The organism is Amycolatopsis dongchuanensis (genome assembly GCF_039542405.1).
Classification (GTDB): domain Bacteria; phylum Actinomycetota; class Actinomycetes; order Mycobacteriales; family Pseudonocardiaceae; genus Amycolatopsis_E; species Amycolatopsis_E sacchari.
This window is the reverse complement of the sequence record NZ_BAABIB010000043.1, coordinates 25,593-39,415: the sequence shown is the minus strand read 5'-3', so window position 1 is coordinate 39,415 and position 13,823 is coordinate 25,593. Positions and strand designations below refer to the sequence as shown.

Genomic DNA, 13,823 nt, shown 5'->3' with positions numbered 1-13,823 from the left:
CGGACGACGGCGGCCCGCAACGCGGGGTACCCAGGATGTGGTCAGCGCAACGCCGACGCGGGCTGAACCTCCCAGAACGTCCACAGTGGACGGTAACCCTGCTGTGGCCAGAACACCGAGGACAGCGGGTTGGTGGGGTTGTAGTAGAGGTAGGTGCCGACGGCGCCGCGCCGCGCGAACTCCCGGTGCACCACCGACATCAGCGCGCGCCCGATGCCGTGGCCTCGAGCATCGGGCCGGGTGGCGACGTTGTTGACGTAGCCCCAGCGCCCGTGGGGCAGCAGCTCCGCCGCCCACGTCCCCGGCGCGGAGTCGATCCACCCGCAGTCCGCGACCGCCGTCGCGATCCCCGCGACCTCGGCGAGCCAGACCGGCGCGCCCGCGGCGAGGTTGCGCCGCAGCTGGGGCGTCATCAGCTCACCCGCCTCGGGGCGGCTCCGGGCCGTCACCAGCGCGGTGTAGTCGAAGGTCACCGTGGTCAGGTCGAGGACCTCCTCGAAGTCCTCGGGCCCGGCCAGGCGCACCGTCACCTCGTCCGGCACCGGCGCGGGCTCCGGCGGACGGGTGCGGATGGCGAGCACGGACGCGGGCACCATGCCGTGCCGCAGGAAGGCGCTGATCGCCGGCGCGTCCCGGCTCGGCCACGTCACCGCGCACGCGGAATCCGGGCCCGGCGACTCGGCGTCCATCCGGTGCCGCCACGCGCGCAGCAGCACTTCCACGCCCTCGCCGCCGGTCTCGCCCGGGTACGGGAACAGCTGCCACACCCGCTGCGCCGACCACAGCAGGTCCAGCGCCCCCGGGGGGTGCGACTTCGTCTGCAGTGCCGCGGCCACCTGCTCGCCGTCCGCGGTCGCCGCGGTCAGCAGCTCACCCTCCGGCGGGCCCGGTGGCGCGGGCAGCGCCGGGTCGACGGCGGCGAACCGCGCGCGCTGCGCGGTGATCAGGCGGCCGGCGATCACCGGTCCGCCCGGCGCGTCACGAAGATCGCCGTGCCGGGGAAGAGCTTGCCGCGCAAGGGACTCCACTGCCCCCACACGCGGGAGTGGCCCTCCGGCCACTCCGGCTCGACGAGGTCCTCCAGCACGAAACCGGGGCCGGTCAGGGCGCGGACCCAGTCGCCGAGCGTCCGGTGGTACTCGACGTAGGTGGCGCGGCCCTCGGCGTCGACCTCCACGTACGGCGTGCGGTCGAAGTAGGGCTGGGTCGCGGTGAGCCCGTTCGGGCCGGGGTCGTCGGGGAAGATCCAGCGCATCGGGTGGGTCACCGAGAAGACCCACGGGCTGCCGGGCCGCAGCACCCGGTGCAGCTCGGCGAACACCGTCCGGGGCGAGGCGACGAACGGCAGCGCCCCGAACGCCGAGCACGCCGCGTCCATGCTCCCGGTCGCCAGCGGCAGCTCCTCGGCGCTCGCCTGGAGGAGGGGAATATCGATCCCGGTGCGCGCGTTGGCCTGTTTCGCATGACGAAGCATCCCACCGGAGAGGTCCAGTGCCACCGGGTGCGCGCCGGAAGCGGCGAGCCACCGGGCGCACGCGGCCTGACCGCAGCCGATCTCCACGACGCGCCTGCCACGCACGTCGCCCAGCAGGGCGGCGTCGGCTTCGCGCAGACCTTCGGGGCACCACACGAAATCGGCGTCCCCGAGGAACGCGCCGTGTTCGGCCTGGTAGTCGTCGGCATCGGCGTCCCACCAGGCCAGATTGGCCGCAGTGGCCTCCCGAGCGCCCACCGGGCGCGCGGCGACGCCGACGGTGCCCAGCCGGTGTTCGGCGGAGTCGTGCCTGTCCTGTGCGGTCACGGTCCGATTCTCGCCCAGCGGGTTCCCCGCGCGGGCAAGGCGACCCTGTTTGTGCCGCATACCGACGGCCGCGTACGATATCTCCAGCGCAGTGGGTTCGCGCTACCTTCCTCCCGGCACAGCTCGAGCCGGGGTCCGGGTCGCGTACCGTCGGCGGTGGAGCTTCGCGCCCGTTCGCAGGGACGAAAACCGTGGAGTTCGCCGTCGTCCGCTCACCGCGCGACAGCTAACTGCACACCTCCTACTAATTCCAAGCCGTTACCGGAGCAACCCACCTAATGACCACCGACACCACCACCGTCCCGACGACCGGCCCGCAGACCCAGCAGGTCGCGGTCAACGACATCGGGTCGGAGGAAGACTTCCTCGCGGCGATCGACAAGACGATCAAGTACTTCAACGATGGCGACATCGTGGAGGGCACGATCGTCAAGGTCGATCGCGACGAGGTGCTGCTCGACATCGGGTACAAGACCGAGGGTGTGATCCCCTCGCGTGAGCTGTCGATCAAACACGATGTCGACCCCGGCGAGGTCGTCAGCGTCGGTGACGAGGTCGAGGCTCTGGTCCTGCAGAAGGAGGACAAGGAAGGCCGCCTGATCCTGTCCAAGAAGCGCGCCCAGTACGAGCGCGCCTGGGGCACGATCGAGGAGCTCAAGGAGAAGGACGAGCCCGTCAAGGGCACCGTCATCGAGGTCGTCAAGGGCGGCCTCATCCTCGACATCGGTCTCCGCGGCTTCCTGCCCGCCTCGCTCGTCGAGATGCGCCGCGTGCGCGACCTGCAGCCCTACGTCGGCCGCGAACTCGAGGCCAAGATCATCGAGCTGGACAAGAACCGCAACAACGTGGTGCTGTCCCGCCGGGCCTACCTCGAGCAGACCCAGTCCGAGGTCCGCAGCGAGTTCCTCAACAACCTCGCCAAGGGCCAGGTCCGCAAGGGCGTCGTCTCCTCGATCGTCAACTTCGGTGCGTTCGTGGACCTCGGCGGCGTCGACGGCCTGGTGCACGTCTCGGAGCTGTCCTGGAAGCACATCGACCACCCGTCCGAGGTCGTCGAGGTCGGCCAGGAGGTCACCGTCGAGGTGCTGGACGTCGACATGGACCGCGAGCGCGTGTCCCTGTCGCTGAAGGCGACCCAGGAAGACCCGTGGCGCCAGTTCGCCCGCACCCACGCGATCGGCCAGATCGTGCCGGGCAAGGTCACCAAGCTCGTCCCGTTCGGCGCGTTCGTCCGCGTCGAGGAGGGCATCGAGGGCCTGGTGCACATCTCCGAGCTGGCCGAGCGCCACGTGGAGATCCCGGAGCAGGTCGTGCAGGTCGGCAGCGAGGTCATGGTCAAGGTCATCGACATCGACCTCGAGCGTCGCCGCATCTCGCTGTCGCTGAAGCAGGCGAACGAGGGTGTCACGCCGGACACCGAGTTCGACCCGACCCAGTACGGCATGGCCGCCGAGTACGACGAGCAGGGCAACTACATCTACCCCGAGGGCTTCGACCCCGACACGCAGGAGTGGCAGGAAGGCTACGAGAAGCAGCGTGAGGAGTGGGAGCGCCAGTACGCCGAGGCGCAGGCCCGCTACGAGGCGCACATGCGCCAGGTCGCGAAGGCCGCCGAGGCCGACGCCGCCGCCGCTGCGGACGCCGCCACCGGTGTCGACGGAGGCGAGCAGAGCTACAGCTCGTCGGCTTCGGACTCCGGTTCGCGGTCGAGCGGTGGCACCCTCGCCTCGGACGAGCAGCTCGCCGCTCTGCGCGAGAAGCTCTCCGGCGGTGCGTGAGCACTAGGCACCTAGCGGCAGCGGCCCCTGGCTCCTTCGGGAGCCGGGGGCCGTTGTCGTGTGCGGGGTTTCGCGGGGAAGCGCTTTCCGGGGGCGGTGGCCGATGGCGGAGGGGTGGCGGCCGCTCACGTTGAGCGGCGCGCGGAGGTGGGAGCGGTTGAGTGGCGCGCGGAGGTGGGGGCGGTTGAGTGGCGCGCGGAGGTGGGGGCGGTTGAGTGGCGCGCGGAGGTGGGGGCGGTTGAGTGGCGCGTCGAGGTGGGAAGCCGGTGAGCGGCGCGGAGGTGGGCCCGTGTCCGTGGCCGGCCCGCCCAGCGGCGCCGCCCGGCGGGCTCTGAAAGCGCTGTCTCAGCGGCCGAAGAGGCCGTTGTCCGGCTTCTGGCGCGTGGCGACACCCGCGAGCACCGTCGTGATGCCGTCCTGGAAGATGCGCGCGTAGGAATCGTCCTCGGGGCTGAGGAACCAACCCGGCGGCGGGGTGCGGGCGCGGTGCGTCAGCTCCAGGCTGACCAGCCCGTGCATCGCCGTCCACACGAGGTAGCCGGCGCTGTCCTCGTCCAGCCCGGGACCGGCCGCGGGGCGGACGCGCTCGGCGAGCAGGTCGTAGGTGTTGCGCTGCGCCAGCATCCGCAGGTCCGGGTCCGGGTCGTAGCCGGGCACGGCCCGCTCGAACATGAAGGCGTACCGCGCCGGGCTCTCCAGCGCGAACTCCCGGTAGGTGCGGGCGAAGGCGAGGACGTCGGGCAGCGGATCACCGGAAACCGGGGGCAGTGCGGCGAGTTCCTCGTGCAGCAGTTCGAAAGTGCGCTCGTACAAGGCGTCGAGCACACCCGTGCGGCCACCGAACCGCGTGTAGACCCCGATGGTCGAACTGCCCGCCGCGCCGGCGAGGCCACGGACGGTCAGCCCCGCGACCCCCTGCTCGACGAGCACGGTGAGCGCCGCCTGGAGCAGCCGTTCCCTGCTGGAGCTCTCGGCAGGTCCGGCCTGGCTGTGCCTCGTGGCCATCCGCACGCACCCCCTTCGGGTCTCCTGGGAAGCAACTTAGGGCATGACCACCGTTCTCGCGGCACGGACCCGCCAGGGCATGATGGAGGGGTGCCCCTGGTCGAACTCGAGTTCCGCGGCAGGCCGCTGGTCCGCGACCGCGCCCTGGTCATGGCGATCGTCAACCGCACCCCCGATTCCTTCTACGACCGCGGCGCGAGCTTCGAGGACGAGCGTGCACTCGCCACAGTGGACCGGGTGGTCGCGGAAGGCGCCGACATCGTTGACATCGGTGGCGTGAAGGCGGGTCCCGGGCAGGAAGTGGATGTGGCCGAGGAGATCCGCCGCGTGGTGCCGTTCGTCGCCGAGGTGCGGCGGCGGCACCCGGACCTCGTGATCAGCGTGGACACGTGGCGGCACGAGGTGGGGCGCCCCGCGTGCGAGGCCGGCGCGGACCTGCTCAACGACACGTGGGCCGGTGCCGACCCGGAACTCGCCGAGGTGGCCGCCGAGTTCGGCGCGGGCTACGTCTGCTCGCACACCGGCGGCGCCGCGCCGCGGACGCGCCCGTTCCGGGTGCACTACGAAGATCTGGTGCGCGAGGTGGTGGAGGAGACGACGCGGCGGGCCGAGGAGGTCGTCGCGCTGGGGGTGCCGCGGCGGGGCGTCCTCATCGACCCCACGCACGACTTCGGCAAGAACACCTGGCACAGCCTCGCGTTGCTGCGGCACGCCGCCACGCTCGCCGAGACCGGCTGGCCCGTCCTGATGGCACTGTCCAACAAGGACTTCGTCGGCGAGACGCTCGGGGTGGAGCTGACGGAGCGGCTCGACGGAACGCTCGCGGCCACCGCACTCGCCGCCCGCGACGGGGCGGCCGTCTTCCGCGTGCACGAGGTGCGCCAGACCCGCCGCGTCCTGGAAATGGTCGCCGCGATCGACGGTCACCGCCCACCTGCCCGCGCCATCCGCGGGCTGGCGTAGCGCGGCGGTCGTTACCGCGGCAGGGCCCGCGGGCGATGGCCTGGTCCACGCCGTCCACCACGGACACCGACCGGGAACGGATCATCGGCGCGGGCGGGGGCGACCGCGTGCACGCCATCGGATACCACTGGCTGGACGCCGTGCGGACGGTCAGGTAGTTCGCCTACCGGCTTCCCGCGGAACGGTTCCGGCCGTTCGGCGATCCCACGCCGCACGCCCACGTCGCGACCGTGCCGGTCGAACCGCTCGGACCGGCCGAGCCGGTCGGCGACCTCCTCCGGCTGCACGAGGAAGCGGGGCGCTAATTTCGCGTGCTCACGCACCTCTGGCCGTTCTGGGACGCGGTAAGCACCAGCACGGTCGGCTTCAGCGGGGACACGGCTGGGCAACGCCGCCCGCCTCCCTGACCCGTCAGCCGCGGCCGTTGGTGCGGTTGAGACCGTACAGAACCCGTTGCAGGATCTGGGAATCCGCGTCCACCCTTGGCTGCTCCGGCGGGTACTCCACGGGGGCGGGCTGTGCGGCGCGGCTCGGCGCGCGCTGGGGGAGCGGGACGGCGGCCGCGGACATGCCCGTCGGCAGCGGCAGTTCCGACCACATGTTGCGCCGCGAGCCGGGCAGCGTCACCGCGTTGATCTGCGCACCGGGCAGCTCGGGCGGTTCACCGTGCAGGTCGTCGTCGAGTTCGAGCACGAGCGCGTCGCCGTGCAGGCGCAGCCGCACGGTGATGAACTTCGGCGTGCCGGCCCCGCTCTGCTGGACCGAGGCGGAGACGAGGTGCCGCATGATCCGGGTGGCCTCCGGGACCAGCGACCGCAGCGACCACTCGGCGAGCGCGAAGCGCACGAACATCTCGGCGCAGTTGACGGCACTGGGCAGCGCGACGAGCCGCAGGTCGTCCACCTGAGTGGTCTGGCCGATCACGGGTGTCCTCCGTTTCGCCTGGCGCGGGCCTTGTCCAGCGTTCGGATCGTTCCGCATGGTGGCGGACGACGCGTGCACTGGCTGTTAAGGGAGTGTGCGGGACAGCGTAAGGGCAGTGGTTCGCACGGCTGGAGCGACCCGTTCGGCGCGCACCCGGTTGCTCCAGCCCGAGATCGAGACGGCCGCGCGGGCGCGCCCCGAACCGTCCAGCACCGGGCTCGCGACGCAGACGACACCGGCCCCCGATTCCTCTCTGTCGTACGCGACGCCCTCCTCACACACCCTGGTCAGCTGCCTGCGCAGCAGCCCGGGCGCGGTGAGGGTCCGCGGCCCGACCCGGGGCAGGCCCGCAGAGATTACCGCCTCCAGCTGCGAACCGGGAGAGTGCGCGAGGATCGCCTTTCCGACGGCGGTCGCGTGCGCGGGGAACCGGCCGCCGATCCGCGACGGCAGTGCGGGCGCGTCGGGGCCGCGCACGATGTCGAGGTACACCACCTCGGTCCCCTCCAGCACGGCCAGGTGCACGGTGTTGCGCGTGGCTTCGCGGAGGTCGGCGAGGTAGGGGCGCGCCGCGTCGACCAGTCCGCGCCCCCGCACGGCCAGCTGCCCGATCTCGAACAACTTCAGGCCCAACCGGACAGCGCCGCCGTCCCGTTCGAGCAACCCGTGCGTGACGAGGTGCCCGAGCAGCCGGTGCACCGAGGACTTCGGCAACCCCGTGCGGCGGGCGAGCTCGGACGCGCCGAGGCACTCGTCGCCCGGGGCGAACGCGCAGAGCAGGGCGGTCAGGCGGGCGGCGGTGACCCCTCCCGGGTCGTCCCGCTCAGCGGCACACATGCGTTGAGTGTGCCCGGCCCCGCGGCGGAGGGTAAGGCCCATGAGGAAAGCCATCGCGGCGATCGTCGGGCCGGGCAACATCGGCACCGACCTGCTCGCCAAGCTGCGGCGCAGCGAGTTCGTGGACGTGCGGTACATGGTCGGGGTCGATCCGGCCTCCGACGGGCTGGCGCGCGCTGCCGCCCTCGGTCTGGAGACCTCGGCCGAGGGCGTGGACTGGCTGCTGTCACGGGCGGAACTGCCCGAGCTCGTGTTCGAGGCGACGTCGGCGAAGGCGCACCTGGCCAACGCGCCGCGCTACGCCGAAGCGGGCATCCAGGCGATCGACCTGACGCCCGCGGCGGTCGGGCCGTACACGTGCCCGGCGGTGACCTCCCCGGAGCAGCTGGACACCCCGAACTTCAACCTGATCACCTGCGGTGGGCAGGCCACGATCCCCATCGTGCACGCGGTTTCCCGCGTGACGCCGGTGCCCTACGCCGAAATCGTCGCGTCGGTCTCGTCGCGCTCGGCAGGCCCCGGCACGCGCGCGAACATCGACGAGTTCACCGAGACCACCGCGCGCGGGATCGAGCGGGTCGGCGGTGCGGAACGCGGCAAGGCGATCATCATCATCAACCCCGTCGAGCCGCCGATGATCATGCGCGACACGGTGTTCTGCGCGATCGACCCGGACGCCGACCGCGACGCGATCACCGCGTCCGTCGAGCGGATGGTCACCACCGTGCAGGAGTACGTCCCGGGGTACACGCTCAAGGCGCCGCCCCAGTTCGACGACCCGCGGCCGGGCTGGCAGGGCCGCGCACGCGTGGCGGTGTTCCTGGAGGTCGCGGGCAACGGCGACTACCTGCCGCCGTACGCCGGGAACCTGGACATCATGACGGCCGCCGCCGCGCGCGTCGGCGAGTTGCTGGCGCAGAAGAAGGTGATGGCATGAACTGGGCGGACGACGGGCGGGAAGTGCGGATCGTCGACACGACGCTGCGCGACGGCAGCCACGCGATGGCGCACCAGTTCACCGAGGACAACGTGCGGGACACCGTGCGGGCGCTCGACGACGCCGGGGTCTCGCTGATCGAGGTCACCCACGGCGACGGGCTCGGCGGCTCCACGTTCAACTACGGGTTTTCGCTCGTGGACGAGCGGAAGCTGATCGCGACCGCCGTGGCGGAGGCCAAGCGCGCGAAGATCGCCGTCCTGCTGCTGCCCGGGCTGGGCACGGTCACCGACCTCAAGGCCGCGGCGGACCTCGGCGCGGGCGCGGTGCGCATCGCCACGCACTGCACCGAGGCGGACGTGTCCCTCCAGCACTTCACGGAGGCGCGCGAGCTCGGGCTGGAGACCGTCGGTTTCCTGATGCTGTCCCACATGTCCACTCCGGACGCTTTGGCGAAGCAGGGGCGGATCATGGTCGACGCCGGCTGCCAGTGCGTGTACATCGTGGACTCCGCTGGTGCGCTGATCCTCGAAGACGCCGCCGAGCGCGTCGCCGCGCTGGTGGCCGAGTTCGGCGACGACGCGCAGGTCGGCTACCACGGGCACCAGAACCTCAGCTTCGGCGTGGCCAACTCCGTGCTCGCCCACCGCGCGGGCGCCCGGCAGATCGACGGCTCGCTGGTGGCGCTCGGCGCCGGGGCGGGCAACTCGCCGACCGAGGTGCTCGCGGCGGTGTTCGAGCGGCTCGGGGTCCGGACCGGCGTGGACAAGGACGTGCTCATGGACGCCGCGGAAAACGTGGTGAAGCCCTACATCACGCGGCTGCCGGTGATGGACCGCGCGTCGATCGTGCAGGGCTACGCGGGGGTGTATTCGAGTTTCCTGCTGCACGCGGAGCGCGCGGCGGAACGCTACGGCGTGCCCGCGCACGAAATCCTCTACCGGGTGGGGGAGAACAAGTACGTGGGCGGCCAGGAGGACATGATCATCGACATCGCGCTCCAGCTGGCGGCGGAACACTAGGCGCGGGCGAGGAGGTGGACGCAGTGCGCGATCAGCCGCTCGCGGGAGACCGCCAGTGTGCCGGCGAGGTAGGCGGTGAACAGGTTCGCCAGCGCGCCGACGAGGCCGAGCGCGGTCATCTCCCGCTCGTCGGCGGGCAGGCGCGGGGGCAGCTGCTCGCGGACCAGCGCGGCGAACGCGGGCAGCAGCGCCACGCCACGGGCGGACAGCGCCGGTTCGGTGACGGGCGCGAGCAGCAGCACTCGGCCCTTGCGGGGGTCGTCGACGACCAGCTCGACGAACGCGGTCACGGCGGCTTCCGCCCGCACCGCGGGTTCGGCGCCGCGGTCGGGCACGGCGTCCACCAGCGCCTGCCGCAGTTCGGCGGCGACCTGTTCGTAGACGGCGGTCACCAGCTCCTCGCGGTCGGCGAAGCTCTCGTAGAAGTACCGCTCGGTGAGCTTCGCCCCGCGGCACACCGCCCGTACGCTGACCGCCGAGCTGCCGTCCGTGCCCAGGAGGTCGAGCGCGGCGGCCAGCAGCCGCTCCCGCCGCGCGGCCCGGCGGTCCGCCAGCGTCGTGCCCGCCCAGGTCCGGGTCATCGCGTCCCCTCAATTGACTACGGGTGTTGTCAATCGTAGCGTGCTGGTCACGGCACCGCAGCCACCCGGCCGGCGTGGCGCGAACGATCCGAAGCACTACTCACCCCGGGAGGCTCCGTGAAGCTCGGCTACCACATCGGCTACTGGCAGTCCGGCCCGCCGGAAGGCGCGCTCGAAGCGATCACCACCGCCGAGGAGCTCGGCTTCGATTCGGTGTGGACGGCCGAGGCGTACGGCTCCGACGCCTTCACCCCGCTCGCGTGGTGGGGCGCCGCGACGAGCCGGATCAAGCTCGGCACCAACATCGTGCAGATGTCCGCGCGCACCCCGGCCGCGGTCGGGATGAGCGCGCTGACGCTGGACCACCTGTCGGGCGGGCGGTTCGTGCTCGGGCTGGGCGTGTCGGGGCCGCAGGTCGTCGAGGGCTGGTACGGGCAGCCCTATCCCAAACCGCTCGCCCGCACACGCGAGTACCTCGACATCGTGCGGCAGGTGATCGCGCGCAAGGAGCCCGTCACCTCGGACGGACCGTTCTACCCGCTGCCGCTGCCCGGCGGCACCGGCCTGGGCAAACCGCTCAAGTCCACTGTGCACCCGCTGCGCGAGGAGATCCCGATCCACCTGGCCGCCGAAGGGCCGAAGAACGTGGCGCTCGCCGCCGAGATCGCCGACGGCTGGCTGCCGTTGTTCTTCTCGCCCAAGGCCGACGGGTTCTACCGGGCGGCGCTGGAGGAGGGCTTCGCCCGCCCCGGCGCGCGGCACACGATGGCGGACTTCGAGGTCGCCGCGTCGGTCCCGGTGATCGTGCACGACGACGTCGAGACCGCGGCCGGGTTCATGAAACCTTCGCTCGCGCTCTACATCGGCGGCATGGGCGCGAAGGAGGTGAACTTCCACCACGACGTGTTCGCGCGCCTCGGGTACGCCGACGTCGCCGACGAGGTGCAGGACCTCTACCTCGCGGGCCGGAAGGCCGAAGCGGCGGCGGCGATCCCGACCAGCCTCGTGGAGGACACGTCGCTGATCGGCCCGCCGGAGAAGATCCGGGAGGAGCTGGCGCGCTGGGAGGCCACGGTGGTCACGACCCTGCTGCTGCGCGGGAACGCCGAAACGCTGCGGCGGGTCGCGCCGATCTTGCGGTAGGGGTGGCCCCGGTCACGGCCCTGCCCGGCGACGATGACACGATTCGTCGCGGTTCCCGCGCGCGAAGGAGGGTCATGGCCGCGCTCCCGGCATCGACGAGGTTCGGTTACTCCCTCGGCTCGTTCACCACGGGCGCCTTCGGCACCGTGCCCGGCCTGCTTCTGCTGCCGTACCTGACCGACACCATGGCGGTGCCCGGTGCGGTCGCGGGCGTCATCGTGCTGGTGCCCAAGGCGTGGGACGTCGTGTTCAACCCGTTCGCCGGGCGGCTGTCGGACGCCGACCTCGCCCGGCACGGCAGCAGGCGGCGGTTCCTGCTGTTCGGCGGCATCGGCGTGGCGATCCTGTTCGCGGTGATCTTCGCGCACCCCGGGCTGGGCGGCACCGCCGCGGACGCGGCCTACGTGGTGGTCGCGTTCCTGCTGTGCGCCACCGCGTTCGGCATCTTCCAGGTGCCCTACAACGCGCTGCCCGCCGAGCTCACCGACTCCTACGACGAACGCACGCGGCTGACGAGCTGGCGCATCGGGTTCCTCGCGGTCGCGATCCTGATCTCCGGCGGTGTCGCCCCGGCGATCACCGAGGGCATCGGCGGGGTGGCGGGCTACCGCGTGATGGGGCTGGCGATCGGGCTGGTCATCCTGGTCGGCACGGTTGGCGTGTTCCTCGGGACGCGGGGCGCGCCGGTCGGGCAGCGGCGGCCGCCGACTGCGGGGTGGCGCGACCTGCTGACGACGATGCGCGAGTGGAGCGCTTTCCGCTGGCTGCTGGGCGTCTACTTCGTCCAGGCGCTGGGCGTGGCGACGCTGCTGGCGGGCGTGAACTACGCGGCGCGGCACGTCTTCGGCGACGCCGGGCTGCAGCCGCTGCTCTTCGTCGGTTTCGTCGGGCCGGCGCTGCTCACGATGCCGCTGTGGCCGCGCATCGGCGCGCGCTGGGGCAAGCTGTGGGGCTTCCGGTTCGCCTCGCTCGCGTTCGGCGTGGCGATGCTGGGCCTGTGCTTCTCGCTCGTGCTGCCGCTGGGGGTGGCGATGGTGTTCGTGGCGCTCGCGGGCGTCGGGTACGCGGGCATCCAGGTGTTCCCGCTGGCGATCCTGCCGGACCTGATCAGCGCCGAGGAGGAACGCACCGGCGCCACGCGGGCCGGGGTCGCGGCGGGCGTGTGGACGGCGTCGGAGACCCTCGGGCTCGCGCTCGGGCCGGGGTTGTTCGGGCTGCTGCTCACCGCGGGCGGGTATGTGTCCAGTGTGGACGCTTCGGCCGCGCAGCCGCACAGCGCGGTGATCGCGATCCTGCTCGGGTTCACGCTGCTGCCCGGCGTGCTCGTGGTGCTGGCGATCCCGCTGCTGCGGCGCCGGGTGCTGGAGCCCTCGGCATGACGGACGTCCTCGCCGAGCTGCGGGCGCTGCGCGCCGGGGACCTGCCCACGCACGGCGGGCACACGCTCGCCTACGTCTACGACAGCGGGCTGGCCGGGCTCGACGCGCTGGCGGCGTCGGCGCACGCGCTCGCGTCGTCGGCCAACGCGCTCGACCCGACGGCGTTCCCGAGCCTGCTGCGCCTGGAGAACGACCTCGTCGCAACGGCGGCGGACCTGCTGGGCGGCGGGGTCGGTTCGGTGACCTCGGGTGGCACGGAGTCGTGCCTGCTGGCCGTCCTCGCGGCCCGTGGCGACGCGCCGGAGCCGAACATGGTCCTGCCGTCGACGGCGCACGCGGCGTTCCACAAGGCCGCGCACCTGTTCGGCGTGCGGCCGGTCGTCGTGCCGGTCGACCCAGTGACGTTCCGCGCCGTCCCGGCCGCGATGGCCGCCGCCATCGACGACTCGACGGTGCTGGTCGTGGCGAGCGCCCCGTCCTACGCGCACGGCGTGCTCGACCCCGTCGCGGAGATCGCCGCCGCGGCCGCCGCGCGTGGCGTGCGGATGCACGTGGACGCGTGCATCGGCGGCTGGGTGCTGCCGTACTTCCAGCGGCTGGGCGTGCCGGTGCCGGAGTTCGGGTTCGCCGTCGAAGGGGTCACCAGCGTTTCGGTGGACCTGCACAAGTACGCCTACTGCCCCAAGGGTGTTTCCGTGCTGCTGCACCGCGACGCGGACCTGCGCCGCGGGCACTACTTCGCGAGCGCGCGCTGGCCGGGCTACACGATGCTCAACACGACCTTGCAGTCCACGCGCTCGGGCGGTCCGCTCGCGGCGGCGTGGGCGGTGGTGCGGCAGATCGGCGACGCGGGTTACCTCCGGCTGGCGGAGCGGACGCTGGCCGCGGTGCGGCGGATCCGCGAGGGCGTCGCGGCGATCGACGGGCTGTGCGTGCTGGGCGAACCGGACTCGACGCTGCTCGCGCTCGCCGCGGACAGCGAGGAGTTCGACCTGTTCACCGTGGCCGACGAGATGCGGGAGCGCGGCTGGTACGTGCAGCCGCAGTTCGCGCACGAGTCGTCGCCACTCAACCTGCACCTCACGGTCACGGCCGCCAACCACGGCACGGAGGACGAATTCCTCACCGCGCTCACGGAATCCGTCGCCGCCGCCCGCGCCGCCGGGCCGGTGCGCGTCGATCCGGACGTGGCGGCGTTCATCGCGGCGCTGGACCCCGACACCTTGACCGGCGAGCAGTTCGCCGGGTTGCTTTCGGCGGCGGGGCTCGGCGGAAGCGGCGCGCTGCCCGCTCGGATGGCGGAGGTCAACGCCCTGCTCGCGGCAGCGCCGCCCCCGTTGCGGGAGCGCCTGCTGCTGGAATTCCTCGGCACGCTCTACCGCCCTGGGAAATCGTTTACTTGATCCTGCTCCTTCCCGGTGCTAGTTTCCGGCCACGGCCCGTTCGAGGCGAC

Annotated in this window: 13 protein-coding genes and 1 pseudogene; 8 read left to right on the top strand and 6 right to left on the bottom strand. The window is 72.2% G+C overall.

The features are described 5' to 3' along the window. Positions 1 to 41 precede the first annotated feature (41 nt). Together ABFX51_RS08075 and ABFX51_RS08070 are read right to left on the bottom strand one after the other, a co-directional pair. Positions 42 to 962 carry a GNAT family N-acetyltransferase gene (locus ABFX51_RS08075; RefSeq protein ID WP_346053186.1) on the bottom strand — a complete coding sequence of 307 codons (921 nt, stop codon included), beginning with the start codon at positions 960 to 962 and terminating at the stop codon, positions 42 to 44. After that, on the bottom strand, positions 959 to 1,801 hold the full coding sequence (locus ABFX51_RS08070) for a class I SAM-dependent methyltransferase (RefSeq protein ID WP_428832455.1): 843 nt from the start codon (positions 1,799 to 1,801) through the stop codon (positions 959 to 961). The genes ABFX51_RS08075 and ABFX51_RS08070 overlap by 4 nt, the downstream gene beginning before the upstream one ends. Before the next feature lie 278 nt (positions 1,802 to 2,079). Between ABFX51_RS08070 and rpsA the strand changes: the two genes are divergently transcribed. Next, a complete protein-coding gene (gene rpsA / locus ABFX51_RS08065; protein WP_091503344.1) occupies positions 2,080 to 3,579 on the top strand; it encodes a 30S ribosomal protein S1 in 1,500 nt (499 codons plus the stop codon). A 345-nt stretch (positions 3,580 to 3,924) separates the two neighbouring features. Here the strand turns inward: rpsA and ABFX51_RS08060 are convergent, their stop codons facing one another. After that, positions 3,925 to 4,584 (bottom strand): TetR/AcrR family transcriptional regulator, encoded by a 660-nt coding sequence (locus ABFX51_RS08060; RefSeq protein WP_091503348.1) that lies wholly within the window; start codon positions 4,582 to 4,584, stop codon positions 3,925 to 3,927. A 96-nt stretch (positions 4,585 to 4,680) separates the two neighbouring features. Between ABFX51_RS08060 and folP the strand changes: the two genes are divergently transcribed. Beyond that, on the top strand, positions 4,681 to 5,547 hold the full coding sequence (gene folP / locus ABFX51_RS08055) for a dihydropteroate synthase (protein WP_346053203.1): 867 nt from the start codon (positions 4,681 to 4,683) through the stop codon (positions 5,545 to 5,547). Positions 5,548 to 5,570: 23 nt separating this feature from the next. Next, a pseudogene (locus ABFX51_RS08050) lies at positions 5,571 to 5,852 on the top strand (DUF6886 family protein); the annotation flags it as partial. A 106-nt stretch (positions 5,853 to 5,958) separates the two neighbouring features. Here the strand turns inward: ABFX51_RS08050 and ABFX51_RS08045 are convergent. Next, positions 5,959 to 6,471, bottom strand: coding sequence for a hypothetical protein (locus ABFX51_RS08045; RefSeq protein ID WP_346053181.1), 513 nt, complete (start codon positions 6,469 to 6,471; stop codon positions 5,959 to 5,961). 84 nt (positions 6,472 to 6,555) lie between these two features. Next, positions 6,556 to 7,308: an IclR family transcriptional regulator gene (locus tag ABFX51_RS08040; protein WP_091503354.1), complete on the bottom strand. Its 753-nt coding sequence runs from the start codon at positions 7,306 to 7,308 to the stop codon at positions 6,556 to 6,558. A 40-nt stretch (positions 7,309 to 7,348) separates the two neighbouring features. Here ABFX51_RS08040 and ABFX51_RS08035 point away from each other — a divergent pair, with 40 nt between their 5' ends. After that, positions 7,349 to 8,245, top strand: a complete 897-nt coding sequence (locus ABFX51_RS08035) for an acetaldehyde dehydrogenase (acetylating) (protein ID WP_346053179.1) — start codon at positions 7,349 to 7,351, stop codon at positions 8,243 to 8,245. Further along, positions 8,242 to 9,267, top strand: a complete 1,026-nt coding sequence (gene dmpG / locus ABFX51_RS08030; RefSeq protein ID WP_346053177.1) for a 4-hydroxy-2-oxovalerate aldolase — start codon at positions 8,242 to 8,244, stop codon at positions 9,265 to 9,267. The genes ABFX51_RS08035 and dmpG overlap by 4 nt, the downstream gene beginning before the upstream one ends. Here dmpG and ABFX51_RS08025 read toward each other — a convergent pair. Continuing rightward, on the bottom strand, positions 9,264 to 9,848 hold the full coding sequence (locus ABFX51_RS08025; protein WP_346053175.1) for a TetR/AcrR family transcriptional regulator: 585 nt from the start codon (positions 9,846 to 9,848) through the stop codon (positions 9,264 to 9,266). The genes dmpG and ABFX51_RS08025 overlap by 4 nt on opposite strands. Before the next feature lie 117 nt (positions 9,849 to 9,965). Between ABFX51_RS08025 and ABFX51_RS08020 the strand changes: the two genes are divergently transcribed. The 3 genes from ABFX51_RS08020 (at position 9,966) to ABFX51_RS08010 (ending at position 13,773) form a co-directional block, all read left to right on the top strand. Further along, positions 9,966 to 10,991: an LLM class F420-dependent oxidoreductase gene (locus ABFX51_RS08020; protein ID WP_346053173.1), complete on the top strand. Its 1,026-nt coding sequence runs from the start codon at positions 9,966 to 9,968 to the stop codon at positions 10,989 to 10,991. A 74-nt stretch (positions 10,992 to 11,065) separates the two neighbouring features. Beyond that, positions 11,066 to 12,370 carry an MFS transporter gene (locus ABFX51_RS08015; protein ID WP_346053171.1) on the top strand — a complete coding sequence of 435 codons (1,305 nt, stop codon included), beginning with the start codon at positions 11,066 to 11,068 and terminating at the stop codon, positions 12,368 to 12,370. Further along, positions 12,367 to 13,773: an aminotransferase class V-fold PLP-dependent enzyme gene (locus tag ABFX51_RS08010; RefSeq protein ID WP_346053169.1), complete on the top strand. Its 1,407-nt coding sequence runs from the start codon at positions 12,367 to 12,369 to the stop codon at positions 13,771 to 13,773. The genes ABFX51_RS08015 and ABFX51_RS08010 overlap by 4 nt, the downstream gene beginning before the upstream one ends. Positions 13,774 to 13,823: the final 50 nt, after the last annotated feature.